The organism is Pedobacter agri PB92, from assembly GCF_000258495.1.
Classification (GTDB): domain Bacteria; phylum Bacteroidota; class Bacteroidia; order Sphingobacteriales; family Sphingobacteriaceae; genus Pedobacter; species Pedobacter agri.
In genome coordinates this window covers 13187-39209 of record NZ_AJLG01000021.1, presented here as the reverse complement: position 1 = coordinate 39209, position 26023 = coordinate 13187, and the positions used below count along the sequence as shown (strand labels likewise).

Annotated in this window: 24 protein-coding genes; 13 read left to right on the top strand and 11 right to left on the bottom strand. The window is 38.7% G+C overall.

Going from position 1 to position 26023, the window contains the following annotated elements:
- From ON09_RS05005 to ON09_RS24760, 3 genes are all read right to left on the bottom strand, one after another.
- Positions 1 to 1041, bottom strand: a 1041-nt coding sequence (locus tag ON09_RS05005) for a tetratricopeptide repeat protein (RefSeq protein WP_010599965.1), incomplete at its 3' end; no start/stop codon positions are given.
- Between the two features lie 86 nt (positions 1042 to 1127).
- Entirely contained in the window at positions 1128 to 1361 is a 234-nt protein-coding gene (locus tag ON09_RS05000) for a hypothetical protein (RefSeq protein ID WP_010599964.1), read from the bottom strand.
- Between the two features lie 385 nt (positions 1362 to 1746).
- Complete coding sequence (locus tag ON09_RS24760) at positions 1747 to 1890, bottom strand: DUF2256 domain-containing protein (RefSeq protein ID WP_010599963.1); 144 nt, start codon at positions 1888 to 1890, stop codon at positions 1747 to 1749.
- A gap of 166 nt (positions 1891 to 2056) precedes the next feature.
- On the opposite strand from ON09_RS24760, the gene ON09_RS04995 reads away from it, so the two are divergent.
- From ON09_RS04995 to ON09_RS04965, 7 genes are all read left to right on the top strand, one after another.
- Positions 2057 to 2350 (top strand): hypothetical protein, encoded by a 294-nt coding sequence (locus ON09_RS04995; protein WP_010599962.1) that lies wholly within the window; start codon positions 2057 to 2059, stop codon positions 2348 to 2350.
- Positions 2351 to 2551: 201 nt separating this feature from the next.
- Positions 2552 to 3121 carry a translation initiation factor IF-3 gene (infC, locus tag ON09_RS04990; protein ID WP_010599961.1) on the top strand — a complete coding sequence of 190 codons (570 nt, stop codon included), beginning with the start codon at positions 2552 to 2554 and terminating at the stop codon, positions 3119 to 3121.
- A gap of 225 nt (positions 3122 to 3346) precedes the next feature.
- Positions 3347 to 4429, top strand: coding sequence for an AI-2E family transporter (locus ON09_RS04985; protein WP_010599960.1), 1083 nt, complete (start codon positions 3347 to 3349; stop codon positions 4427 to 4429).
- A gap of 303 nt (positions 4430 to 4732) precedes the next feature.
- Positions 4733 to 7855 (top strand): PAS domain-containing protein, encoded by a 3123-nt coding sequence (locus ON09_RS24110; RefSeq protein ID WP_010599959.1) that lies wholly within the window; start codon positions 4733 to 4735, stop codon positions 7853 to 7855.
- 525 nt (positions 7856 to 8380) lie between these two features.
- Positions 8381 to 8665, top strand: coding sequence for a hypothetical protein (locus ON09_RS04975; protein WP_010599958.1), 285 nt, complete (start codon positions 8381 to 8383; stop codon positions 8663 to 8665).
- 35 nt (positions 8666 to 8700) lie between these two features.
- Positions 8701 to 9189, top strand: coding sequence for a 2'-5' RNA ligase family protein (locus ON09_RS04970; protein ID WP_010599957.1), 489 nt, complete (start codon positions 8701 to 8703; stop codon positions 9187 to 9189).
- 469 nt (positions 9190 to 9658) lie between these two features.
- Entirely contained in the window at positions 9659 to 10741 is a 1083-nt protein-coding gene (locus tag ON09_RS04965) for a sensor histidine kinase (protein WP_010599956.1), read from the top strand.
- 84 nt (positions 10742 to 10825) lie between these two features.
- Here the strand turns inward: ON09_RS04965 and ON09_RS04960 are convergent, their stop codons facing one another.
- From ON09_RS04960 to ON09_RS24105, 8 genes are all read right to left on the bottom strand, one after another.
- Positions 10826 to 11017, bottom strand: a complete 192-nt coding sequence (locus ON09_RS04960; protein ID WP_010599955.1) for a hypothetical protein — start codon at positions 11015 to 11017, stop codon at positions 10826 to 10828.
- A gap of 97 nt (positions 11018 to 11114) precedes the next feature.
- Positions 11115 to 13196, bottom strand: a complete 2082-nt coding sequence (locus ON09_RS04955; protein WP_010599954.1) for a glycoside hydrolase domain-containing protein — start codon at positions 13194 to 13196, stop codon at positions 11115 to 11117.
- A gap of 140 nt (positions 13197 to 13336) precedes the next feature.
- Complete coding sequence (locus ON09_RS04950) at positions 13337 to 13855, bottom strand: DUF2911 domain-containing protein (RefSeq protein WP_010599953.1); 519 nt, start codon at positions 13853 to 13855, stop codon at positions 13337 to 13339.
- A 34-nt stretch (positions 13856 to 13889) separates the two neighbouring features.
- On the bottom strand, positions 13890 to 14366 hold the full coding sequence (locus ON09_RS25890) for a sodium:solute symporter family transporter (protein ID WP_238533609.1): 477 nt from the start codon (positions 14364 to 14366) through the stop codon (positions 13890 to 13892).
- Positions 14367 to 14386: 20 nt separating this feature from the next.
- Positions 14387 to 15220 carry a sodium:solute symporter family transporter gene (locus ON09_RS25885; protein ID WP_262495817.1) on the bottom strand — a complete coding sequence of 278 codons (834 nt, stop codon included), beginning with the start codon at positions 15218 to 15220 and terminating at the stop codon, positions 14387 to 14389.
- A gap of 5 nt (positions 15221 to 15225) precedes the next feature.
- Complete coding sequence (locus ON09_RS26470) at positions 15226 to 15579, bottom strand: sodium:solute symporter family transporter (RefSeq protein WP_262495816.1); 354 nt, start codon at positions 15577 to 15579, stop codon at positions 15226 to 15228.
- A 101-nt stretch (positions 15580 to 15680) separates the two neighbouring features.
- Positions 15681 to 16370, bottom strand: a complete 690-nt coding sequence (locus ON09_RS25600; protein ID WP_202947117.1) for a type 1 glutamine amidotransferase family protein — start codon at positions 16368 to 16370, stop codon at positions 15681 to 15683.
- A 14-nt stretch (positions 16371 to 16384) separates the two neighbouring features.
- The gene (locus tag ON09_RS24105) at positions 16385 to 18148 is read right to left on the bottom strand and encodes a PIG-L family deacetylase (RefSeq protein ID WP_010599951.1); all 1764 of its coding nucleotides are present in this window, start codon (positions 18146 to 18148) and stop codon (positions 16385 to 16387) included.
- Between the two features lie 116 nt (positions 18149 to 18264).
- Here ON09_RS24105 and ON09_RS04930 point away from each other — a divergent pair, with 116 nt between their 5' ends.
- The 6 genes from ON09_RS04930 (at position 18265) to ON09_RS04910 (ending at position 25830) form a co-directional block, all read left to right on the top strand.
- Positions 18265 to 19605, top strand: coding sequence for a sigma-54-dependent transcriptional regulator (locus tag ON09_RS04930; RefSeq protein ID WP_010599950.1), 1341 nt, complete (start codon positions 18265 to 18267; stop codon positions 19603 to 19605).
- Between the two features lie 266 nt (positions 19606 to 19871).
- Positions 19872 to 19949: a K(+)-transporting ATPase subunit F gene (kdpF, locus tag ON09_RS26780; protein WP_083837946.1), complete on the top strand. Its 78-nt coding sequence runs from the start codon at positions 19872 to 19874 to the stop codon at positions 19947 to 19949.
- Between the two features lie 69 nt (positions 19950 to 20018).
- Entirely contained in the window at positions 20019 to 21737 is a 1719-nt protein-coding gene (gene kdpA, locus ON09_RS04925; protein ID WP_010599949.1) for a potassium-transporting ATPase subunit KdpA, read from the top strand.
- Positions 21738 to 21929: 192 nt separating this feature from the next.
- Positions 21930 to 23957 carry a potassium-transporting ATPase subunit KdpB gene (gene kdpB, locus ON09_RS04920; protein WP_010599948.1) on the top strand — a complete coding sequence of 676 codons (2028 nt, stop codon included), beginning with the start codon at positions 21930 to 21932 and terminating at the stop codon, positions 23955 to 23957.
- 91 nt (positions 23958 to 24048) lie between these two features.
- Complete coding sequence (locus ON09_RS04915; protein WP_010599947.1) at positions 24049 to 24609, top strand: K(+)-transporting ATPase subunit C; 561 nt, start codon at positions 24049 to 24051, stop codon at positions 24607 to 24609.
- A 162-nt stretch (positions 24610 to 24771) separates the two neighbouring features.
- Entirely contained in the window at positions 24772 to 25830 is a 1059-nt protein-coding gene (locus ON09_RS04910) for a porin (protein WP_051010175.1), read from the top strand.
- Positions 25831 to 26023 lie beyond the last annotated feature (193 nt).

Genomic DNA, 26023 nt, shown 5'->3' with positions numbered 1-26023 from the left:
AGTATCATAAAATTTCCACTTGGCATAGAGGAACTTCATGATAGATTCCTGAGAGGTAAAATTTTTGAAGGAGGAATCATCGTTTTCCATCTCTTCAATCAGTAATCTGGCTTTTCTATACTGTTTACTAAGCGTGTAGAGGTTGATTAACTTTATCCGGGCAGTTTGCGCATCGCCATTTTCAGCACCTTTTTTACTATTGATTTGAATGGATTTTAACAGAAATTTTTCCGTTTGTTGATGCTGCCCTTTCTGCATAAAGGCCGTAGCCATATTTCCATAAATCACTCCTTTTGCCATAAGCGCAAATTCTGTTCGGTCAGGGAAGATCAGGCTTCGTTCATCTATAAAGTGCAGGGCTTTTTGATAATAGAATAATGCACTGTCAGGTTGCTTTAATTTCTCAAAACAGAGTCCTATGGTATTGAGTAATCCTTGAGGGGATACAAAAGATTGTTCAAAACTGCTGGTATCCGCACAAGCTAAAGTCTCGTTAAAACCCTTTTTAAAGTAGGGTATCGATTCCTGAAAAAAGCCTTGTTTGTATCGTAGAAAACCAAGCTTTGGAGAAAGCGCATAACATTTTGAAATAGAGTTTGAAATTTTACCGGCTCGCACATAAGCGTCAAATGCATCTTCATATAATCCAAAATCCATCAACACATCTCCCCTAACCAGTAATGCAGAAATATAATGTTTAATTAGAGCAGGTTTAGCTTCTACCACCTTAAGCATGCTGTCAGCAAGTTTTAATGCACTATCTGGCCTTTTCTTAAAGTTTAAAAAATAGGCAGTTTTAGTATTCAGCACACTCCACTTTTCTACGGAGGTTAACTGAATTTTAGCTATTGCACTATCTAAAAACCGTATGGCTGAGTCTTGCTGCCCCCGTTTGTACATCATGCCCGATTTGGCTTTAATGTCAAAAATCCTATCAGATATTTTCAAGGGTTCATCCCTCGGGGTTTCTTTACAAGCAAACAATACCGATGAGGCAAAAACAAAGAGATAAACGTATATTAATGTTTTGATATTGGGCATGTACCAAATTGAATGGGAATCAACTCAAGTTAGTAACATCTTTTTGAGAATGCAAATTGAATTTAATAATGTGGTAACGGAGATTGCTAATTGATATTGGTTGTCATAGAGACTATATTTCCCTTTTTATCCCTTACGCCTATCACGTTTACGGCCTGTAAACTGTTCCGCACAAAACTGATATCGAATTGAACGACATCAAACTGCTTAAAAACTACCGTTTTATCTTCATTGTAAAACCTGATTCTTTGTTTGTTGCTGTCTTTAATAAAGCCAACTCCTGCTGTGTGGTTATATGATATAATTATTCCCGTTCTCATGAGATTCTAAATTTTAATTCTGATGACGGGACAATCATAAAACCCTATTACTATGCAAATGGTTTTCAATCGGCAGCAAGATTAATGGTGCTTAAATCAGGCGAGTAAGCAGGATCGGAATGAAAATATAATGAATGCTGCGACTTTTTTCCATTTGGTTTAAGTAGTAAGGATTTGCAAATCCATTGGTGTTGTGCTAACTCAAATAATACTTCCCCAATTTCTCAAAAATCATATTAGCAGCGATAAAATACCTATAAAGAGATCGCGTTTAGTAATGTAAGATTTAATACTGAGGTTTTAAGCTCGCTCGACATAAATATAGTGATTACTTATTGTTAACTAAAAATTTTCCATCAGCAATGCAAAATTGATTTTAAGCTATTTATGACTGCTTTTTATTCCTGCACTTCACGCTACAGTAAATCACGTCGTTCCAGTTTCGTTCCCATTTTTTTCTCCAGGCAAACGAAAGTTTACAAACTGGACATATTTTAACGGGTAGATTTTGCTTTTTTACACCTTTCATTCACTCTTCAGCTTTATTTAATTGCAAATGGTTTCAGATATTACCAACTGATCCAGAGCAAAAAAAATGTATTAGAAAACAAACCAAAACGAGATTATTATGTTTTGCACTGCGGATTAAATATATTTTTTTTAAACTTTTTAGCGCCTCAAGGGTCTATTTTATTATGATTGAAACACAAGAAACATTTAATTTTACTACAATGCCCGTAATTAGCGGGATCTTACTTTTAGTTTTTGGAACGTTTATTTTCCTAATTGCCATGAGGCGCAGGAATGAACGGAGAAAGGTGAGCGGAATAAACGGATTCACCTGTGCAGACAGGATGGTTAACACAAAAACAACAGAAAAATTCCTTCGTGTACTTGCTTTGCTGCTACTTTTGTCTGGATTTATTCTTATCACTTTTGAGGCGCTGAGAATAGAAAGCAATGTTACTACTGAACTGGCGGTAGGTTAAAGCAAAAATCAATAGGACTTCTCAATATCTAAAGACTGTTTATACATTTTGCACCGTTATACGTTTGGACGGGAATCAATAGTATTTAAAAAGTCATCATTATTCCATTCGTTTGGATATGCCTTCAAAAAGCCCTATATTATCAATCCATCATTATTAACCACGCTCTGGTTTATATTTTTTCACTAAAACTTTTCAAATTTGGCATTAAAAAAAGCAGGATTTTACAGAGGGCCACGCTTGCCCTTCAGAAAGAAAGAAGCAGAACACAAAATTAATCAGCTGATCACCTCTCCTGAGGTTCGATTAACTGGAGACAATGTTGAAACCAACATTTACCCGCTGGCAGAGGCACTGAAGCTGGCGGAAGAACTTGACTTAGATCTGGTTGAAATATCCCCGAATGCTACTCCACCTGTATGTCGCATTATCGATTACAGCAAATTCCTTTATGAGCAGAAAAAAAAGCAAAAGGAAATTAAGAGTAAAGCGAAACAAACCATCATTAAGGATATACGATTTGGTCCGAATACCGACGAACACGATTTCCAGTTTAAACTGAAGCATGCCGTTTCATTTTTAGAAAGCGGAGAAAAAGTGAGGGCTTTTGTACATTTCAAAGGCAGGTCAATCGTATATAAAGATCAGGGAGAAATCCTATTATTAAAATTCGCTCAGGGTTTGGAAGAAGTGGGCAAAGTAGAGTTGCTTCCTAAACTAGAAGGCAAGCGAATGTTTTTAACCTTAGCACCGAAAGCTGCAAAACGTTAAATTTAAAACCTCCATCATTCATTCAGGTGATCATCGGCTCCCTTTTCAGATTAAAATATTTTCTGGTAAGGGAGCCTAAAAACCAAATAATGTAACACAAAATCTCTAGGCGATACACTACAGGCATAAATCGTATGTTATGATGATGCACTTTTTTTTCCGGTAAATAATTTAATCCTTTTAAATCGTACAAACATTTTATGCCTAACTAAGTTATTTCATGGCATGAACATTAAAACAAATGAGGGTATCTTTCGAACAGTAACCTCAATTATCCTTTACACTGCCGGATTAATCATCCTGCTTTGGTTTCTATATAAAATTCTTAGTGTTGTACTACTTGGAATTTTTGCAATTGTACTTGGCGTGATTATCAACGCACCAGTAAGCCGACTCGAGCAGAAAGGCATGAAGCGTTGGCTGGCCAGCCTGATTGTTTTTTTAATCATCTTCGGAATTACCTTCCTACTCGGCTGGATGGTGGTGCCCCACTTAAGTAACCAGCTGGATGTGTTGATTGGCAACCTTCCAAAATATTATGCAAGTGTTTCCGGATACCTTGATAATCTGCTCAGCAAATTTCCTGAACTGCGAAAAGAAGTCAGAGAAGGTGGCTCATCCATCACGTCTGCGATGCCTTCTGTAGGCAATACCGTTATGGGGATTGGCAATTTTTCATTCTCTGTTATCGGTGGAATTTTCGTGTTCATTGTTTTTATCTGTATGGTGGTTTTCTTTGTAGGGAACCCGAAGCCTATAGTAGAATTATATTTAACCGTATTTCCAATCAAGCAACGGGAAAAAGCCGAAAATGCCATGAAGCATACTTCGGTAATGTTGGTGGGCTGGATGAAATCGAATCTGATTGGTGGAGCGATTGAAGCGGTATTGGTTTACGGTTTCTTAACCTTAATGAATGTTCCTGGTGCACTGGTATGGGCAGCACTGGCCTTTTTTTCAGAGCTCATTCCTAAAATAGGTTTTTACATCATGGCTATTCCACCTACCCTTGTAGCACTTTCGGTTAGTCCGGCAACGGCTTTATGGTGCCTGGTTTTCTTTTTGTTACTGAACGAGCTGGTTTCCGATTTTCTGATGCCTAAACTTCGTTCCTCAACAATGAACATCCACCCCATGTCGTCTCTTTTCCTGTTGCTAGCAATGGGAACAGCTTTTGGCCTTACAGGTGCATTACTTGCCACACCTTTGGCCGCAATTATTAAAGCGTATTACGAAGAATTTTATATCAGCAAGTTTCCGGATGATCCGCAACTTGAAAAACGAACACACGACATTATTTACCCTTAATTCATAAGTGAACGCGGCTGTTACTCATCAGACTTAATTCATCATAATAATTGCAATATTTAATAACCATTAATGGCTGCGTAGATAGCGATATGATAAATGATGAGCAAGAGCAGTACATGGGAGGATGAGTTTCATGGAGGGGATATTACGCAATTGCCTGCTTAATTTTATGTCCTATTACATTAAAGAGACTGATACAGCTCATCTGCAATAATTAATCTTACTTTTTGGCAAACCAAAATCAAGCTGATACCGTTACCTTTATTCGTGAAATCCATTTAGCATAAAAATAATATAGTAATGAAGCCTTTGCCGACACGGTTTACAGAAACAAAAATAGTGGATATTCTTAGCCAGTCTCCTAATGCTACTGCTATTTATTCTGGTGAGGAAATTTATATCGAATTTGCCAATGATGCAATGATTGCATTGTGGGGAAAAGAGCGGTCGGTGATTGGCAAAACTATCGCCCAGGCGCTGCCAGAAATTGTTGGGCAGCCTTTTATTGGCATACTGCAAGAGGTTTGGCGTAGCGGCATCAGTTATGAAAGCAAAAATACACCCGCAGCGTTATTTGTAAATGGCGAAATGCAAACTTTCTATTTCGATTTTATCTATCAGGCTGTAAAAGACGAAAATGGCAAAACGGATTATATTCTCCACACGACCACAAATGTGACCGAACTGAACCGGGCCCTTAACATCGCAGCAGATCGCGAAGAAAAGCAAAAGGCTTTAGATCATGAACAACAATTAAATTTTCAGTTGGCTTCGATAAATGAAGAACTCGCTGCTTCAATGGAGGAGCTTAATACCACAAATGAAGAATTGCAGTTAAGCAAAGAAAGTTTCCAGCAATTAAACGAGGTTTTGGAAAGCAGGGTTGCAGAACGTGTAAAAACAATTGAACAGCTATACCAGCAATTGGAGGCTTCGAATGAAGAAATTTTGGCTTCGAATGAGGAACTTGCGGCAACGAATGAAGAATTAGTGAGGAGCAGAACGAAACTGGAACAAACCTTAACAGAGCTTGCTGAAAGTGAGTTACGTACCAGAAGTATTATTGAAAATGCGCCATTCCCAATTGGAGTTTACACAGGTAAGGAAATGAGAATCACTTTCGCCAATCCATCCATTATAGGGGTTTGGGGAAAAGGTGATGACGTGATTGGAAAGCGCTATGCAGATGTTTTACCAGAGCTTACCAACCAGGCCGTATTTCAGCAACTCGACCAGGTTTTTACCACGGGTGTTGTTTTTGAGGCCAGAAATCAGCGCTTAGAATTAATAGTGAAGGGCGTACCGAAAATCTTTTACTTCAACTATATTTTTACGCCCTTAAGAAATGCGGCTGGTGAAATTTATGGCGTAATGAATACCGCAGCTGATGTTACCGATGTGGTATTAGCGAAACAAGCCCTGGAGGTTGCAGCAGAAGAAAAACAGAAACTGAATGAAGACCTTGCTGCCATTAATGAAGAAATGGTGGCCATTAATGAGGAATTAACTGCATCCAATGAGGAGCAGGCCAGATTTAATTTTGAATTATCAGCACTTTATGAAAAGCTAAAGATTAGTCAGGATGAACTGGAACTGGCAATTGACGCTGCCGGCTTAGGTACATTTGATCTTAATCCGGAAACCGGTCGTTTTTCGGGGAACAACTTAACGAAATTATGGTTTGGCCTACAGCCCAGAGATGAAATTGAGTTAACCCAAGCTACCGATGTGATTCATGAATCTTACCGTGAGCGGGTAGTTAACGCCATCCAGAATGCTTTAAATTATGAATCTGGAGGATATTATGACACCAACTATGTGATTCAATTGCCTGGTGAAACAGATGGAAGAGTTGTTCGGGCAAAAGGCAAAGCAATTTTTAATAAAGAAAAGCAAGCCATTCGCTTAAGCGGTGTGCTGATTGATGTAACCGAACAGATCAGCTCTACAAAAAAAATGGCTGCCATGGTTGATAGCCTGGAACGCAGCGAACGGAAATTTCGGTCATTAATTCAGCACGCACCCGTTGCCATAAACGTATTTAAAACTGCCGATTTAATTGTTGAAAGTGCCAATGAAAAAATGCTCGAGATTTGGGGCAAAACAGATGCTGTTGAAGGGCAGAAGTTTGTCGACATCCTGCCAGAACTTGAAAATCAGCCTTTTATAGATCTCTTAAAAGATGTACTGCGCACCAAAACGCCTTATTATGGAGTTGAAAATAAGGTATATATTCTTAGAGATGGCGTACCCGAAGAACGTTTCTTCAATTTTATTTATCAACCGGTAAAAAACGATCATGGAGAGATAGATAGTATTTTGCAAGTAGTTACTGAAGTTACCGAGCAGGTAAATGCTAAAAAGGAAGTTCTGGAAATTAACACCAGGCTGAACATCGCCATTGAGGCTGGTGCATTAGGCTCAACCGAGGTCGATTTGGCTACCGGAACAATGGTTTGTAACGATCGGTATAAAATGTGTTATGGATGGCCACTTGATCGGGAATTTACTTATCCTGATTTATATGCTTCCATGCTTCCACAATACCGCGAAACCATCAAAAAACTGGTGAATGAAGCCATTCAAAACCAAACGGTTTATAAGGCGGAGTACGAAGTAACCTGGCCTGATGGATCAATACATTGGGTAAGTGCACATGGAAAGGCCAGGTACAATAATGAAGGAAAGGCCACAAAAATGGTAGGCATCGTATCAGACATTACAGAATCAAAGGCTGATGAGCAACGTAAAAATGATTTTATAGGCATGGTAAGCCATGAGCTAAAAACACCTTTAACCTCATTAACCGCATATATACAATTACTTCAAAGCAAGGCCAGCAAAAACCAAGACAGTTTTGCTTTGAGCGTTTTAGAGAAAGCCAATAATCAATCGAAGAAAATGGTGAATATGATTAACAGTTTCCTCAATGTTTCGAGATTGGAATCTGGAAAAATTCATATCGAAAGGCAGCATTTCGATTTATCATTACTCATGAAAGAAATTGAAGAAGAGTTTAATGTTGTGCTGAATAGTCATCAGTTTATTTTCAAAACAGAAGAAATATTTGTTAATGCAGACCGGGAAAAAATTAGTCAGGTAATCAATAATTTTATTTCCAATGCGGTGAAGTACTCTCCTACAGGCAGCACCATCGAAATATCCTGTACACGAAATGAAAATTCTGCCATCGTAGCCGTTAAGGATGAAGGAATAGGAATTATGCCCGAAGACCAGCACCAACTTTTTGAACGCTATTACCGCGTAATGAATCAACCTCAAACGGTTTCAGGTTTTGGGATCGGGCTTTATCTCTGTGCCGAAATCATTAAGCGTCATCATGGGCAGATTTGGCTGGAAAGCGAAATAGCCAAAGGCTCTACATTTTACTTTAGCCTGCCTATTGAGGCAGCGAACGGCTAAAAAAAGCAGGTCGCTCCTTTTTCCGAATTCATAATCACCGTCAATATTCTGGTTAGATAAACCAACTGTAGCGTAATAAAAACAAATCTCAACAACTTCATTTACAAAAAAAGGCCATTGAAAAATCAACAGCCTTAATAACCAAATAAATATAATAGGTAGATGTACATTTAAGACAATGATGCACCTAAAAAGTTTTAAAAGAATTTCATTTTTTTTTAACGCAAGAGGCTTCTTAAATGAGGTGCTCCGGAGATTGGTATGGTATTAAAGGACTATTCTAATTAAGAGTAATGAAAATTAATTTAGGATGTTATTATATTACTAATGGGACGATCTATTTCCGGATGGAATAGCGTAGTTAATGAGAACCTGAAGCACTACTCACTTCAGGTTTTTTATCAAAAGAAAGGCATTAACTGCAGCAGGATTTACTCTTAAAACGACTAACTAAATGCAGTTATTTCGCTGACAAAAAAAACATAATAACAGAAAATAATGTTACAAAAATAACAAGATCATATTATGAATTACAGCAAAGAAATCGAAGCCATTCCACAGAATTATTATCAGACTCAATTTATAGACAGTTATAGAGGAGGAGTAGAAGGAGATAACACCATGACATTTTTGGTAAAGGACGATACAGACCTGGTTACTTATGCATTGGCGGCTAAGCAGGCTTGGGAATCTGTTGGCGATTATCCTTCGAGTTTCAAAGGCATTATAAGGAAAGTAAATGGAAATTGTTTTGCAACATTTGATTACCTGGGTGCATTAGAGGCTAGCCTGAATCAAGCTTCAGCGTAATTTCTGACAACTTTCTTCAAAAAGATAGCTTTGGCATGAGTACATTTATTTTAACTGCAAGGATAGATGAAATTCACCAAAGCTTTTTTGACGACCTCAGAAACATGCATTTTCCGAAGGAAAGAAACTTTCTCCGTGCTCATCTTACATTGTTTCATACACTACCAAAAACAGCAGAAATCCTGGAGGTGCTGCAATCGGTTGAAAAGCAACCAATAGTAGCAACAGTTAGTAGTTTAAAAAACATTGGCCATGGTGTGGCTTATTTTATTTCCAGTGAACAATTGGAAAATGTACACCGCAAGCTCAAGAAAAATTTCGAGCAATATCTTTCTTTACAAGATCAGCAAAAATTCAAGCCACACATTACCATACAAAACAAGGTGAGGTCAGATCAGGCGAAATCTTTGTTTGATCAACTTAATCCATCCTTCGAACCATTTGAGATTACTATTTCTGGCCTCGACCTATGGTTATATTTAAATGGTCCCTGGGAGCACACCAAATATTTCCCATTCTCATAAAAACTGCTTGGTAATTTGTAACGGAAGATCAAAGCTTGTATGATTTGATATTCCGCTTAAATCATATCTCATTGATAAACTTAAATATCCTCAGCTTTCATGAACGCCCCAACATGCAAAATTTAGCCAAATGCCTGATTACTAAACAATTTATGTTTATGTTAGATAGGATACTCAATTTCCGCGAAATGCAAACCTTGCTTCCTATATAAGCGAACTTAAGCTAAATTTTCATACACACCATAGTTGTATCACACCCCTAAGATTAGGCATTTACTTGAAAAAGAGCTAACTTAGTCTACGTATTTATACGCATATATTATATCATCCTTTTTACGATAATAGGTGTGGTTCAAAGCAAACTCTAAACTACACTTCTACTTGCCAGGTTAAGCCTATTTACTTAGCTGATTAATTTCATTCGAACTTTTAATTAGCTGATGAACCTATCTGGTATAAAACATTCGTTATGATTATTAACATCCCTCCGCTTCAGCACGAAGCAATTGTAAAAAAATTCATTTCACTTCGTTTTGCTGTGCTATTCATTTTTTTGGCAGGATGCACAAGCTTACAGTACACGGAAGATCATGCTACTGTGTATATCGATCGGATTGTTTCCGCCACTGCAGCTATCGATAAGGATGACTTCTCTGTTGACTTATTGAATTTTCCAATAATTACTGGCTCAGAAGCAGGTTTGCAACTCGATCTAATTTTCAGAATAATCACAGTTATCTTTTTCATATTGGTTTTGATTATAATTTTTCAAATGCATAAAGCCTGGAAAAAAAATGAGGAGAATAACAGACTTTTAAAGCAATTACATTCGCAGATTTCGGAACAAAATACCTACATGCAACACATAATGAATGCCTTGGAAGAAAGCGAATCGGAAAACCTCAGGGTAACCAAAATCATAGCTCACGACCTGCGTAGCCCAATTGGTGCGATTGTGAGTGCCTCTAGTTTATTACTGAATGAGACCAAGTTAAATGAGGAAGCAAGTGAATTAATATCAATTATTCAAAAAGCAGGAATTAACGCATTAACTTTTATGACCGCAATACTCGAAAAAGAAGATGCCCATGCGGTATTAAAGAAAGAACCTGTTGAATTAAGTACGCTTATAAAATATTGTGCTAATATTTTAAAATACAAAGCGATAGAAAAACGGCAAACCATCACCATCGATAGTCAGACCATTTTGCTTAATTGCAACCTCGAAAATATTTGGAGAGTGATTAGCAACCTGCTCACCAATGCGATAAAATTTAGCCCTGATCACAGTACGATAGTATTGCAAACTACCGAATTTAATGAACACGTAATTATTGAAGTTAAAGATCAGGGTATTGGCATTCCAAACGATTTAAAACCTTCTTTATTTACTTCAAAAGAACGCAGAAAAAGAATTGGAACAAGAGGTGAAAAATCGTACGGTATGGGACTACCAATTGCAAAGAAAATCATTGATGCCCACAAAGGAAAAATTTGGTTTGAGGAGAATGAATTTAAAGGCACAACCTTCTTTGTTCAACTACCAAAATAACCAGAATCTGGTAAGATTCTCTTTTCAATAAAAAAGCCCTCTATCTAAAAAGAAAAAGGGCTTATGTAAAATAGGGGTTATGATTTATAACAAACCGTAAAGGCCGTGTGCATAAGTTCTTAAAGAAGCAGAAACAGTATTCATCTTATCGGGAGATGGTCCTTTTACCTTGTAAGCTTCCGGGTGAAGCTCTAAAGGCTGGTTATCTGCTTTTTCTGCGGTATCTTTGTTCGTTAACGTTGCATTTTGTTCTTCGCTTAATTTTAAAGGTGCCATGTCATGTAATTTTATATACAGAAAACAGGCGATGCGTTGATTTGTTTTCAGTGACACCTCAAAAAGTAATTATTTTTTCATTATTAATCCAAATTACTTATTCGATACTCGAAATCCAGTTCTCAGTAGCTGAAACTTTGATCGGATTTGCAGAAGAAACAATTTTTAAAACGCCACCTTTATTAATATCATCTTGTGTGATATAATTTTTGTTAAAAGGTTTTCCGTTTAAAAATACCTGTTTGATATACTTGTTCTTCAAACTAAAATTCTCAGTTTCTACCTTAAACGTTTTGCCATCAGGTAAGTGATATGTGACAGATGGAAACAAAGGAACGTTTAGGTAGTATACAGGCCAACCTACGCAGGCTGGAGAAAAACCACTTGCCGTAAATATATACCATGCACTCATCGCTCCTGCATCATCATCCATGGTTCGCAAATAAGCGTCAGGCTGGTTAAGGTATATCTTACCAATGTAACTACCAATGCCGCGGCTGTTATCATTAAAATAATTTTGAATAACGGTATCGGCTGCCAACTGGTGCATCCAGTATTGAGATTTATAACCCTGTCTGGTTATGTTATACATTAATGGCACCTGCAAATCAGGCTCATTGGCATGGTTATATAAATCACGGGCAAAAAATTCATCTAGTTTAGCCAGGTAGGATTCCTCTCCCCCATCAAGCGCTACCAAGCCTTTAAAATCATAGGGAACAAACCAACGGTATTGCCAAATGGTACCCTGATATAAACCACGGGCCTGCATTTGATCCACATCCCGTTTACTCATATCTTTAAAATCCTTGTTCCAGTATTTTTTATACTCCAAGGCTTTATTTTTATAAATCTCCACCTTTTGCGGGTTTTTCAAAATTTTAAAAATTTCCGCCATTGCCCAATTGTCATAGCTCGATTCGAGCGCTTTATCTGGCGATTTATAATCCAATCCCTGAACTTCTTTCTCCAATGAATCAGCAATTTTCGCAAAATCAACCGGATATCCTTTTCGGTAAGCATCCAGCAATACTACAATGGCATGCTCCGAGCGAACGGTATTAGAAGGTTCCTTTTGCCCGGCGTAATCTTTTTTCCCCGAGACGTATAAATCACCAATAGAAGTAACCATTCCTGCATAACGATCAGGGGTGATGATCGAAAGCAAAGGCAATTGTGTACGGTAATTATCCCAAATGGCCCAGCCGTTATAACGAATCTGTTTATCTTTTTGTACTTCTCCTTTGGTATTGCGGTACTGGCCATCCTGATCGGAAATGACATAAGGCGATTGCATGGTTCGATAAAGCAGCGAATAAAATAATTTTGCATCCTTTAAATCGCCATTCACCGTAATTTTCGAAAGATTTTTGTTCCAATAGGCGCTACTCTCCGACATCATTTCAGTCATTGAATGGGTATTAATGGCTAATTTTGCGGCCTCGGCACTTACCGATGAAAGCGCAACATTCACCTCTACCGAACCCGGCTCCAGGCCAAGCCTGGCGATGAATTTGTGATTTGCTACCTCTTCCCAATTTATATTATTTTTTATTTCCAGATAATAGTAAATCCGATATTTACCGACAGAACAAGTTGTTTTTGATTCAATCCAACCAGAAATGGTATTGTTTTTAATCACATGCTCTTCTTCCACAAAGGCGCCGTTAAAGGCATAACTCAAATCGATATAAATTCCCTTTTTCCCGGCAGGAAGTTGATAAACATGTTTTCCGGCATTGCCTACAACTGAAAAGCTTGCTTTAATTTTATTTTCAAAGCCAACTTCATAATAACCAGGCACTGCTTTCTCTGTTGATTTTATGAGTTCAGATGCTTTAGGATCATCACCTAAAAAAGGTTTCACAAAAAGATTTCCGCCTGAGCCCTGACAGCCCACGCCTTCGAAACGATTGTGCGTAAAACCCTCAAATTTTTTCGCCAGATATTCGTAACCTGTATGTGTTTTTGGATAGGTTTGCGGCCCGATACTCAACATACTGAACGGATAGGAAGCTGCCGGCGACATCTGTCCGTGATCGCCTGATGAACCTAAGAAAACATTCACAAGATCAACCGGTTTTTTTTCCTTTATGGAGAATGATGTGGTTTTTGACTGTGCTAAAACGTTTAAATAAAAAAACGAGAGGAGTGCAATTATTTTAAGAGAAACTTTCATACCTGAGAATAAACTGGCCTAAAATAACATTTTAAAGTGAAGTAAATATTAAGTGTGAGGTTATTTATCTAACCGATTTTACAGCAAACAAAAAGGCCATTTCCTTATCGAAAATGGCCCTACATATTTTATAACCGGGGTTATTTGATTGCTACCGGAACAGAAATTTTATCCCAGTCTAAAGAAAAACCTGTTTTGTTAATTTTATAAACCAAACGCTCTTGAGTAGCTTTTAAAGCTTTTGTTTTTACATCAACACGTAAAGCGTCTTTTCCTTCTTCATATTTGTATGCGCCCCACTGTTTTGGTTCTTTATTAAAGATAGCCGTCCACGTTCCGCTTTCTCTAGGGATTAAGAAAAAACTGTATTTACCTGCAGGAAGTGCTTTTCCTTGTACCATGATGTCTTTATCAGTTTCGAAAGTAGTTGCCTCATTTGCACCAGCACGCCAAACTTTATCATAAGCTTCTAATCCACCCCAGATTTTACGGCCTTTTACAGCAGGACTGCTATAGTTAATGGTAATGGTTGCGGCTTTAATTTTGCCTGTAACCGTTGCCGCCGGACTTGGTTTGGGTTGAGCATCTTGTGCCATCGCACTTGCAGAGATCGTTATTGCGGTAAAAAGCAAAGCGATAGATTTAAACATCGTTTTCATAGTAATATTATATCTGTTTTTGTTGTTTTTGATTCTACGAATTTAATGCTTTGGGTCGATAAAATAATAATCCCAAAGTCGAAAAAATAATTACGGCTGCAGCACCAATCACATTTAACCATAAGAACGATACTACATCGAACTCATAAACGGCAATTACTACAATTTCTGATAGGATTGCGGAAATAAAAACGATTGGCCCGTTGATTTTTTTGAAGTAGAAGGCCACCAGAAAAATCCCTAAAATTGGGCCATAAAATAAGGAACCCAGCACGTTAACCGCTTCGATAAGCGATCCCATCTGCGTGGCAAACATGGCTACCGCAATGGAAAATATCCCCCAGCCCAAGGTATGCAACCTGCTGTACTTTAATTCTGTGCTGTCATCTAGTTCCTTTTTACTGAAAATTAAATGAACATCTTTTAATGAACAGGCGGCAAGTGAATTCAGTGCTGCAGAAATGGATCCCCAGCTGGCTAAGAAAATTACAGCGAACAGCAATCCAATCATCCCAACGGGTAAGGTGTTTTTTACAAAATATAAAAAGATGTAGTTGTATCAGTTTTCTCGGCATTAAAGTTTGATTTATTGATCGCTTCCTCTACCCTGCTATGCAGATCTTTAACATCTTTTTGGGTTTCCTTAAAACTGGCGATAGAACTTTCCAAACCTGCGGCATGAGTTTCTTTTTGTGCAAGAATGGCTTTCGATTGGGCATTGAATTTCTCCTCGAGCAGCTTATGCTCTCCCTCAAAAACTGCTGCTTGCTGGGGCTGTGTTTCTTTTAAATATTGATAAGAACGTTCATTAAAATAAATAGGCGCAGGTTTTAAAGAGAAGAAAGCAAAAAGCAGCGCACCAATGAGCAGAATGGCAAACTGCATGGGAATTTTTACCAGGCCATTTAACAACAAACCCATTTTTGCACTGGTATTATCTTTGGCAGTAATGTAACGCCCTACCTGACTTTGGTCGGTTCCAAAGTAAGAGAGCGCCAGGAAAAACCCTCCAATTAGTCCGCTCCAGATATTGTATTTATCTTTCCAGTCAAACTCAGTTGTAATCACATTTAGCTTTCCTGATTTCCCTGCCAGGTAAAGTGCATCGGTAAAGCCTACACCATTGGGCATATTTTGCACCAACAAATATCCGGCAAATGCCATTGTTCCCAAGATGATGAGAAACTGAAGTTTTTGGGTATGTGCTATGGCCTTCGCACCGCCAACATAGGTATAAATCAATAAGATTCCGCCAGTTAAAACATTGGTTAAATAGATGTTCCAGTTTAAAACACTAGATAAAATAATACTCGGTGCATAAATGCTAATTCCTGTTGATAATCCTCGGGAAAAGAGAAATAACAAGGAAGTTAATACCCTGGTTTTTTATCAAATCGTTGCTCTAAGTATTCATAAGCCGTGTACACATTCAACCGCTGAAAGATGGGAATGAAAGTGATACAAATTACAATCATCGCCAATGGCAAGCCGAAATAGTACTGAACGAAGCGCATGCCATCGGTATAAGCCTGCCCAGGTGCAGACAGAAATGTAATTGCACTTGCCTGCGTAGCCATAATACCCAAAAGCACAATGTACCAGGGCATTTGATTATCGGCTTTGAGATAGGATTCATTGCTTTTCTGACCTCGCCCTATAAAAACGCCATAGGCCACCACAGCAAGGAGGGTAAAAATGAGTACGAACCAATCGATATTACTCATGCCCAGATTTTAGTAAAGAGATAATAAAAAACAATCTGGAAAATTAATGCCAAAGCAAGTAAAATATACCAGGTGTTCCAATTCTTAAGCTGGTTTCTCATCTACTTCCCTGCTGATATGAAATTAAAAAATAGCCTTGCTGCGCCCACATTTCCTGCAGGCAGCTGCCTGAAAAATGCTAAAGGTGTGTAGATGAAATTACCCTTGCCGTATTTTGCAAATAATGTTGAACCTTTAGAAGACTCTTCACCGGTGTCATTCATTTCAAAAAGTGTCTCATATTTTTCGTCCCACTGATCGGGAAAGTAAGCGCCACGTTCCTGAACCCATCCATTGAAATCGTCAGTTGTAATTTTGTTAGGATAGTTTAGCAATTTATGATTTGGAATAAGAATTTTAACGGCTGCATTTTCTTCGGTTACCCTTTTTCCACTGATGCGCATTGGGTAAACGCCAAAATCTTGTAACGCCATATCTTGCGTGGTATTATATTGCATTACCATTGTTCCTCCATTTTCTACATAGCTTCTCAATGCAGTTTGCCAGTTTTTGATTCGTTTCTCGGTATTGATTACTCGAACACCTGTTACTACCGCATCGTAAGTGGCTAACTTCGCCGGGTTTAAAATATCCGCTTCGGTTAGTACATCTACTTGTAAACCTGCCTGTTTTAATACTTCAGGAATAAGATCTCCGGCACCTTGAATGTAACCTACTTTTTTCGCCAGTACTTTTACATCGCCCTTTAATAACCAGGCGGTGGCAGGAATAAAATATTGTAGTGACGGCAAATGTGGATACTGGATTAACACCTGCCCTTTGATAAAATCGTTATTCTCGGAAGAAAAAACACCTCCAATTTATTCTGATTGGTTTTGATCTTGCTCAATTCATTGGCCGGAATAATGAAGTCTTTGATCGTAATTGTATTTTCCTGGAGGTTGATGCCGGTAAAGTTCGCGATGATGGCACTGCCGATTTTAAAAGTAACCTTACCATAATTGATATATTTATTGGCTTTGAGTCGCAGGGTGATTTTTAAATCTTCTTTATCTTTTGCGAAATAAACAGGTTCAGCAAAACTCAAATCCATAGCTGGCACAATACGTAATTGTTCCACCACATCACCCTTTACCGGATCTAATTTTTTAAAAGAAAGGGGTAATTTTATATTGAATTTTTCAGTTCCTATTTTTAAGGAAAGCGAAACATTTAGGGCCGATTCGGTTTCGGCAAAACCAATTAAGGTATCATTGGCAACACTAAAAGTGGCTGCGTTCTTCGCCGGTTTCTCCAGCCAATAGGGTTCGGTTAAGGTTGCATTTGCAGGTATCTGGATTTTACGTTCAATGGTCATCAATGAATCTCCGGCTATCCTTCTATTTAGGTTGTCAGTTTGATTAATCCAGTTAATTTGTTCAAGCACTACCGGTGTGGATGATCGGGAAATTAAGTTCAAGCGAAAATTATAGCTATTTCCTGCTATGGCTTCTGCCTGATTAGTGACGACCTCTCCCATAAAACCGGTGCAACTTAAAATGATACGGTCAATCGCGGCCAGCTTATCTTTTTTCAGGTTTTTATCCTGAATCTCGGCGATTCTTTTCCTCAACATCAGCAGTCCGTGTAAACTTTTATCCGGATGGTTATAATCGAAAGACAATAAAATAATATCGATCAGCTCATCAATGTTATCTATGCCTTTTTCAGACCAGTTGATTGGAATTTTATCAAAAAGAGATTCTTTGGCTGGCCCCCCTAACACAGGGGAAAAATATTCAGTCCGTACTCCTGCCACAGATTGTGTTCCGGCACCTTGACTTTTGTGCAAACTTCTGCTCAAACCCGCCAGTTCACCATAACCCATGCCCAGTTGCGCATCGTATTGGCCTACCGTAACCTTTAACTGATTTTCAGCAGTGGTATTGGTAGATCCGAAACGGAAAGTGTTCCAAACCAATCTTTTCGGTTGCCAAACCTCCACATATTTCAACTGGTTAGGAAACATATTTTTATCGGCCGCAGCTGCAAATGCCTTTTCAGCCACTACTGCTGATGCCGCGTGTTGCCCATGCCCTGCCGCAGCAGTTGGCGGAAAACGACAAATGATCACATCGGGACGGAATTTTCTAATTACCCAAACCACATCAGCTGTAATGCTGTCGGCATCCCATTGTTTAAAGGTATCATTCGTATTTTTCGAAAAACCGAAATCAATAGCCCTGGTAAAAAATTGTTGTGCACCATCTAATTTTCGGGCTTCTAAAAGTTCATGTGTACGAATTAAACCTAAAGCCGCACCTTGTTCGGTACCTAATAAATTTTGTCCACCATCGCCCCTGGTTAATGATAGATAACCCGTTTCTACATTTTGCTCGTTAATCAACCAGGATAATAGGCCCGTATTTTCATCATCGGGATGTGCTGCCAGATAAAGTACTTTCGGAATATGTTTCAATGTTTTTAATTCGCGATAAATCTCAGCAGATTTTGCAGGGCGAATTTGTTGAGCTGAACTAAAAAACACAATAAAACCAAGGATGATTACCAGGAATACGCTTTTGAACATAGAATTTGCTTTGTGCAACAAATATGCTCAAAATGGTTTTATTTCACGCAGTTGGAATCGAAAAAGGTACAAACAAAGAATAATTAATCCTTAATATTGCATCATAAATTATACCTATGAACGGGATAGTCCTCATCATTGATGATGAAAAAAAAATATGCAGTTTACTTTCGAGGATTATTGAACTAGAAGGCTTTAAAACCCTGCAGGCGAATACTGGCAAAGAGGGATTAAAACTTCTGAAAAACAATGATATTAGCATTGTGATCAGTGACGTGAAATTGCCTGATGTGAACGGGGTGGCTATGGTGAAAGATATCAAATTGCTTAAACCATTTGTTGAAATTATCAATCTGACAGCATACGGAACCATTTCAGACGGTGTTTTAGCCATTAAAAACGGTGCCTTTGATTATTTGGTTAAAGGCGATGATAACGACAAGATCATTCCGCTGCTTTATAAGGCGATGGATAAAGCAAACCTGCAACAGCGGATTTTTGAGCTTGAAAAAAGCACCTCAACAAAGCATAGCTTTGCAAGCATTATTGGTCAGTCAAAAACTTTGAAAGTAGCGATTGATCTGGCGAAAAGAGTAAGCAAAACCGATACAACCGTACTATTACTCGGTGAAACCGGAACCGGCAAGGAGGTTTTTGCACAGTCAATCCACTACGAAAGCCCAAGATCGGCAAAACCATTTGTTGCACTAAACTGTAGTGGCTTTTCACCAGATTTATTGGAGAGTGAACTTTTTGGTTATAAAGCCGGAGCATTTACTGGAGCAAATAAAGATAAAAAAGGATTGCTTGAGGAGGCCAATGGTGGCACTTTATTTTTGGATGAAATTGGGGAAATGAACCTCGATTTGCAGGCCAAACTGCTTCGGGTGCTCGAAAATCAGAGTTTTATCAAAGTGGGTGATACCAATACTCAACAAGTAGATGTTCGTATCCTTGCAGCAACGAATAAAGATCTAAAAGCAGATGCGGCATCGGGAAAATTTCGTTCTGATTTGTATTATCGTTTATCCGTTTTCACAATCGTTCTTCCGCCTTTGCGGGAAAGAAAGGTGGATATTCCTGCTTTGGCGCAACATTATTTAACACAGTTCGCCGTTAAAGCCAATCGCCCCGAACTTAAGTTAGATGATAAAATTCTCAATGTCTTTGAAAAATACAACTGGAAAGGTAACATCCGGGAACTCAAAAATGTAATCGAGCGACTTGTTATTCTCTCAGACGGGGATAGCCTCAATTTATCTGCATTACCACAAGAGTTTTTCGAATTCGCTCCTTTGGAAAATGATTTTAACCTCCAACAGGTAGAAAAACAACATATTCAAAAAGTGCTTATTCACACCAAAGGAAATAAGACTGAAACCTCAAGGTTGTTAGGTATTGGCTTAACTACATTGTACAGAAAAATTGAAGAGTATGGCATAGCGGAATTCAAATAAGCCAATTAGATAAGTATCCCAAAACGATAAAAACCTTTCCAAAACGGAAGGGTTTTTTTATGTCCAAAATTTTGATTCAATAACAAAAGCAAATCAAACACCTGTAAAACAGTATTTTACAAAAACCACATTTTCATCGGCACAAGAGTTGGCAATAGGCATTTCATAAATCAATAAGTTATGACAATTATCCTGTTTCTAATTCTAATTCTGCTCTGCTGGGCAACTTACCTTTCTATCGATTGGTTTGAAAAAATCTAAAGAAAATGTTAGCACTATTCATCATCTCAATCGCCGTATTTATCTATATGATTTATGTGTTGATTAACCCAGAAAAATTTTAAACGCGGTTGTCATGTTAAGCCTTTCGAAACATTAAGCACAACGACAATCATCTGTAAAAAACGAAAAAAATGAACACTGAATTAACTGGCATCATCGCCACATTCCTGCTCACCTTAATCATTGCCATCCCTTTGGGTAAGTATTTGGCGAAGGTTTTTGCAGGAGAAAAAGTTTGGACAGACTTTTTAAAGCCACTCGAAAACGGAATTTATAAACTTTCAGGCATCAACATTAAAGAACAAATGAACTGGAAACAACAACTCAAAGCTTTGCTCACCATCAATATGGTATGGCTGATATACGGCTTTTTTGTGTTGATATTTCAGGATAAACTGCCTTTCAATCCTGATGGAAACCCAGGGATGACATCTGATTTGGCTTTCAATACCATCATCAGTTTTGTGGCCAATTGTAACCTGCAACACTATTCGGGCGAAAGTGGTGTAAGTTATTTAACACAACAATTTGTGTTGATGTTCTTGCAATTTGTAAGTGCCGCCACTGGTATCGCGGCAGCCGTAATATTATTCAAGGCCTTTAGAGATAAAACCACTACACAACTGGGCAACTTCTGGGAGTTTTTCGTGAGAGCGATTACACGTTTATTATTGCCATTATCAATTGTTGTGGCTTTAGTTTTAACTTTTAATGGCACACCTGCAAGCTACGAGGCGAAAGACCAATTTATCTCTCTGCAAGGCGATACCGTAAATGTATCACGAGGCCCCGCAGCGCAGATGATTGCCATCAAACACTTGGGTACGAATGGTGGTGGGTATTTTGGTGCAAATTCTGCCCATCCATTCGAAAACCCGAGTTACTTAACCAACATGGTTGAAATTATTGCCCAAACCATTATTCCAATGGCGATGATTATCGCTTTTGGGTATTTCATCCGCAGGAGAAAACTGGCCTGGACAATCTTCGGAGTCATGACAATCGGTTTATTTATGCTGATGATTCCGACTTTAACTTCTGAATTGAGCGGAAATCCTGCATTAGCTAAGATGGGCATATCGCAAACTACTGGCGCAATGGAAGGTAAAGAAGTTCGACTCGGACCCGCTGCCACGGCCTATTGGAGCACATTAACTACAGTGATTTCTACAGGTTCGGTAAACGGGATGCACGATAGCACCATGCCATTAACGGGCTTATGGCAACTGTTAGCCATGATGATAAATGCGATTTACGGCGGTTGTGGGGTTGGTTTATTAAACTATTTCATCTACCTGATTATTGCTGTATTTATTTCAGGCTTAATGGTGGGCAGAACGCCTGAGTTTTTAGGTCATAAAGTTGAAGCCAGGGAAATTAAAATTGCTGCCATCATCACTTTATTAAGCCCGTTTTTAATTTTAGCGGGAACAGCAATTGCAAGTTTTGCATTCACTAATCATGCTGATGCGGCTTGGGCTGTTCAGCCGAAAAACTGGTTAAACAACCCTGGTTTCCATGGTTTTTCTGAAATGCTTTACGAGGTAACTTCTTCAAACGCCAACAACGGTTCCGGCTTCGAAGGTCTGGGCGATAACAACGTTTTTTGGAACGTGCTTACAGGGGTGATTATTTTCTTAGGTCGGTTTTTACCGATTATTGGGCCAGTTGCCATTGCAGGTTTATTGGGGGCTAAAAAATTCATTCCAGAATCTGCAGGAACTTTAAAAACAGACACTAAAACCTTTGCGCTGATGACTTTTGCGGTGATTTTAGTACTGAATGCACTTTCATACTTCCCAGCATTAGCCTTAGGGCCATTGGCAGAATACTTTTCTCAATTGAGGTAAACGTGAGATGGAAGATGGATAAGGGAATAGCCTAAACATCATACAGCTCTAGAGGTAAAAAGGAATATGGGAGATGGATAAGGTAATACCATTCATCATACCAATTCAAAGTTTAAATAATAATGGAAAATGAATATTGGCATTGTCCAAACACATCATCCATCTTACATCAAACATCATACATATTTAAAAATGAAACCCAATAATAAATTATTCGAACCTGCTTTGGTGCAAACTGCATTGAAACAATCTTTCATCAAACTCGACCCTCGGGTAATGGTTCGCAACCCCGTAATGTTTACCGTTGAAATTGGCACTCTGGTAATGGCTTACGTGACTATTTACTCTTTCAGCAACAGCGAACAAGGCTCTCCGCTTTATAACTTTTTTATATTTTTAGTGCTTTTCTTAACGGTTTTGTTTGCCAATTTTGCTGAAGCGATTGCGGAGGCAAGAGGTAAAGCACAAGCCGATAGTTTACGGAAAACGAGGGAAGAGACGCCTGCCAAAGTCCTTTTAGATAAAGGTACAATCGAAATCCGCTCCTCGAATCAACTGAAACAAGGTGACATTTTTGTTTGTGAAGCTGGCGATACTATTCCAACCGACGGAGAAATTGTTGAAGGTATTGCAACCATTGATGAATCTGCAATCACAGGAGAATCTGCTCCGGTTATTCGCGAATCTGGTGGCGATAAATCTTCTGTAACTGGTGGAACAAAAGTTTTATCTGATGAAATAAAAGTTAGGGTAAGCACCGCTCCCGGTGAAAGCTTTTTAGATAAAATGATTGCATTGGTTGAAGGGGCATCCCGCCAGAAAACACCTAACGAAATCGCTTTAACCATTCTATTGGCCAGCTTTACTTTAGTGTTTATTATCGTTTGCGTTACTTTAAAACCTTTCGCTGATTATGCCAACACGCCCATTACCATTGCGGCTTTAATTTCACTGTTCGTTTGTTTAATCCCAACAACTATCGGCGGTTTATTATCGGCTATTGGTATTGCCGGAATGGACAGGGCTTTAAGGGCCAACGTAATTACCAAATCGGGCAAAGCGGTAGAAACTGCAGGCGATATTGATGTTTTGCTTTTGGATAAAACCGGAACAATCACCATTGGCAATCGAAAAGCAACTAACTTCTATCCTACCGCGGGGGTGTTAATTAAAGATTTTACGGATGCTTGCGTATTGAGTTCTTTAGCTGATGAAACTCCAGAGGGAAAATCGATTATCGAATTAGCTGCTGAACAAGGTTTCACAAATACAGAAACGCCATCAGGTTCAACTTTCATCAAATTTACAGCCGAAACCCGTTCAAGCGGTTTAGATACTGCAGACGGAAGACGTATTAGAAAAGGTGCTTTCGATTCCATCAGAAATATTGTAGAAAAAGCTGGTAATATTTTTCCATCAGATATCCGCGACCATGTGAATTCTATCGCAACCAATGGCGGAACACCTCTGGTTGTATCAGAAAATGAAAAAGCTTTGGGCGTGATTGAGTTGCAAGATATCATTAAACCAGGCATTAGCGAGCGTTTCGAACGCTTAAGAAAAATGGGCGTTAAAACGGTAATGGTCACTGGAGATAATCCTTTAACTGCTAAATATATTGCCGAAAAAGCAGGTGTGGATGATTTTATCGCGGAAGCAAAACCTGAGGATAAAATGAATTACATTAAAGATGAACAGACTTTGGGAAAACTGGTTGCCATGATGGGGGATGGCACAAATGATGCTCCGGCGCTTGCCCAGGCCGATGTGGGTGTGGCCATGAACAGCGGAACACAGGCGGCTAAAGAGGCTGGAAACATGGTTGATTTAGATAACGACCCAACTAAATTAATCGAAATTGTAGAAATCGGGAAGCAGCTTTTAATTACCCGAGGAACGCTGACGACTTTCTCTATTGCGAATGATGTAGCCAAATATTTTGCAATTGTTCCGGCATTGTTTATTGCTTCCATCCCAGCCTTACAAAGTTTAAATATTATGGGCCTGCATACGCCAGAAAGTGCAATTATGTCAGCGGTTATTTTTAATGCGATTATCATTCCGATTTTGATTCCGCTAGCCTTAAAAGGCGTGGCTTACAAACCGATTGGCGCAACTGCTTTACTTCGCAGAAACTTATTTATTTACGGCATCGGAGGTGTTGTTGCTCCATTTATCGGCATCAAATTAATTGATTTAGTAGTGGGGTTGTTTGTTTAATCGAAACATAAATTAAGATTGTTCGACAAGCGCAGCATGACAAATCAAATCTCTTTAATTATTAAAAAAATCTGTGTAATCATTTAATATCATGAAAAAATACATCATACAATCGATACGCTTAACCTTAGTTTTAATCGTATTGTTATGCATCATCTACCCCATCAGCATTGCCTTAGCCGGAAAACTTTCCAGCGGAAAAGGTGATGGCGAAAAAATCGCTAAAAATGGAAAAACAATTGGTTATGCCTTGTTAGGTCAATCATTTACCAAACCTGAATATTTCTGGGGAAGACCATCGGCAGTTGCATACAATGCGGCTGGTTCTGCTGGCTCGAACAAGGGCCCATCTAATCCAGATTATTTGAAAGAAGTTCAGTTTAGAATTGATACACTTTTGAAATATAATCCAGGATTAAAAAAATCAGATATTCCTGCTGATATGGTTACGGCTTCAGGTAGTGGTTTAGACCCGAATATTTCTGAACAAGGTGCAGCCATCCAAATTGCCAGAGTGGCAAAGGCACGTAAAATTAATGAGGAGAAAGTTAAGGAACTGGTAGCTATGAATACGTTAAAACCATTACTAGGCTTGTTCGGGCCATCCTCGGTAAATGTATTGAAACTGAATGTAGCACTGGATAATCTGTAACTCGACAAACCGTCATTGCGATGCACGGAGCAATCCTAGGATATCGATTTGCGCTTAAAGATTGCTTCGTACCTCGTAACGACGACCGCCCTAGACAAATCGTTAATCAAGATTCTTCGTACCACAGAATGACAAATATTAATAACAAAATGAAAAAACTAAATCACCATTATCACAACAATAACAGCGAGCCTAACAGCATTTGCACAAGATGAGTCCAAAGTAAAATTCTCTGGATATTTAGAAACTTATTACGGCTACGATTTTAATAAACCTACTGACCATAATCGGCCAGGTTTTATTTATTCTCACAACCGTGCGAACGAGATAAATTTGAATTTAGGGTTTATTAAGGCAGCCTACGAAAGCGGTCCAATCCGTGCGAATTTAGCGGTAATGGCCGGAACTTATGCCAATGCAAACTTAGCCGCCGAGCCTGGCGTTTTAAAGAATATTTTCGAAGCAAATGCAGGAGTTAAACTTTCCAAATCAGAAAACCTATGGATAGATGCCGGAATTTTTGCTTCACACATTGGTTTCGAGGGGGCAATTTCTAAAGATTGCTGGGTATTGACCCGTAACATTGCATCCGAAAACACGCCATACTATGAATCTGGAACAAAAATTACTTACGGCACAAAAGATGGAAAAATAACTGCGACCCTGCTCTACCTCAACGGATGGCAAAGAATTACCCGCATTGATGGCAATAATAAACCCGCTGGCGGTTTACAATTAACGTGGAAACCGACAGATAAAATCACGGTAAATTACAGCAATTATTTAGGAACCGAAGGAGCAGATTCTGTACGAGTGAACCGATTGTACCACAACATTTATGGCGTTGTTCAATTGACAGATGAATTTGGCCTAACCCTGGGTTTCGATTATGGAACGCAGCAAAAAGCAAAAGGCAGTAGCGAGAAAAATGAAATTTTATCGCCTGTGGCTATTGCACAATATAAGTTTGCTCCAAAATGGGCCATTGCTGGTCGATTCGAATACTATGAAGATAAAAATGGTGTTTTTATTTCAACAGGAACGCCAAATGGTTTTAAAACAAAAGGTTACTCTTTTAATGTAGATTATTCGCCGATTGCGAACGCAGTGATTCGTTTAGAAGGAAAAACATACGATAGCAAGGATAAAATTTTTAATCGCGAAGCAAGTTTAGTTAATGCGAATACCACATTGACCGCAAGTATAGCGGTGGCGTTTTAAAGATTATAAGATGATAGAGATTACAACACCTGATATTGCATCCAGCAGGGCCAGTGCAGAAATCTACGTTTCACTTTAAACCGGCCTAACAAATTTTTGGGGATGTACTGTCAAAGCCAAACCACCAACTTTAAAACAAAAATTTTCAGCCGGCAATTTTGTTTCTTTTGTTGTCAAAAGAAAAAAGCCTGTC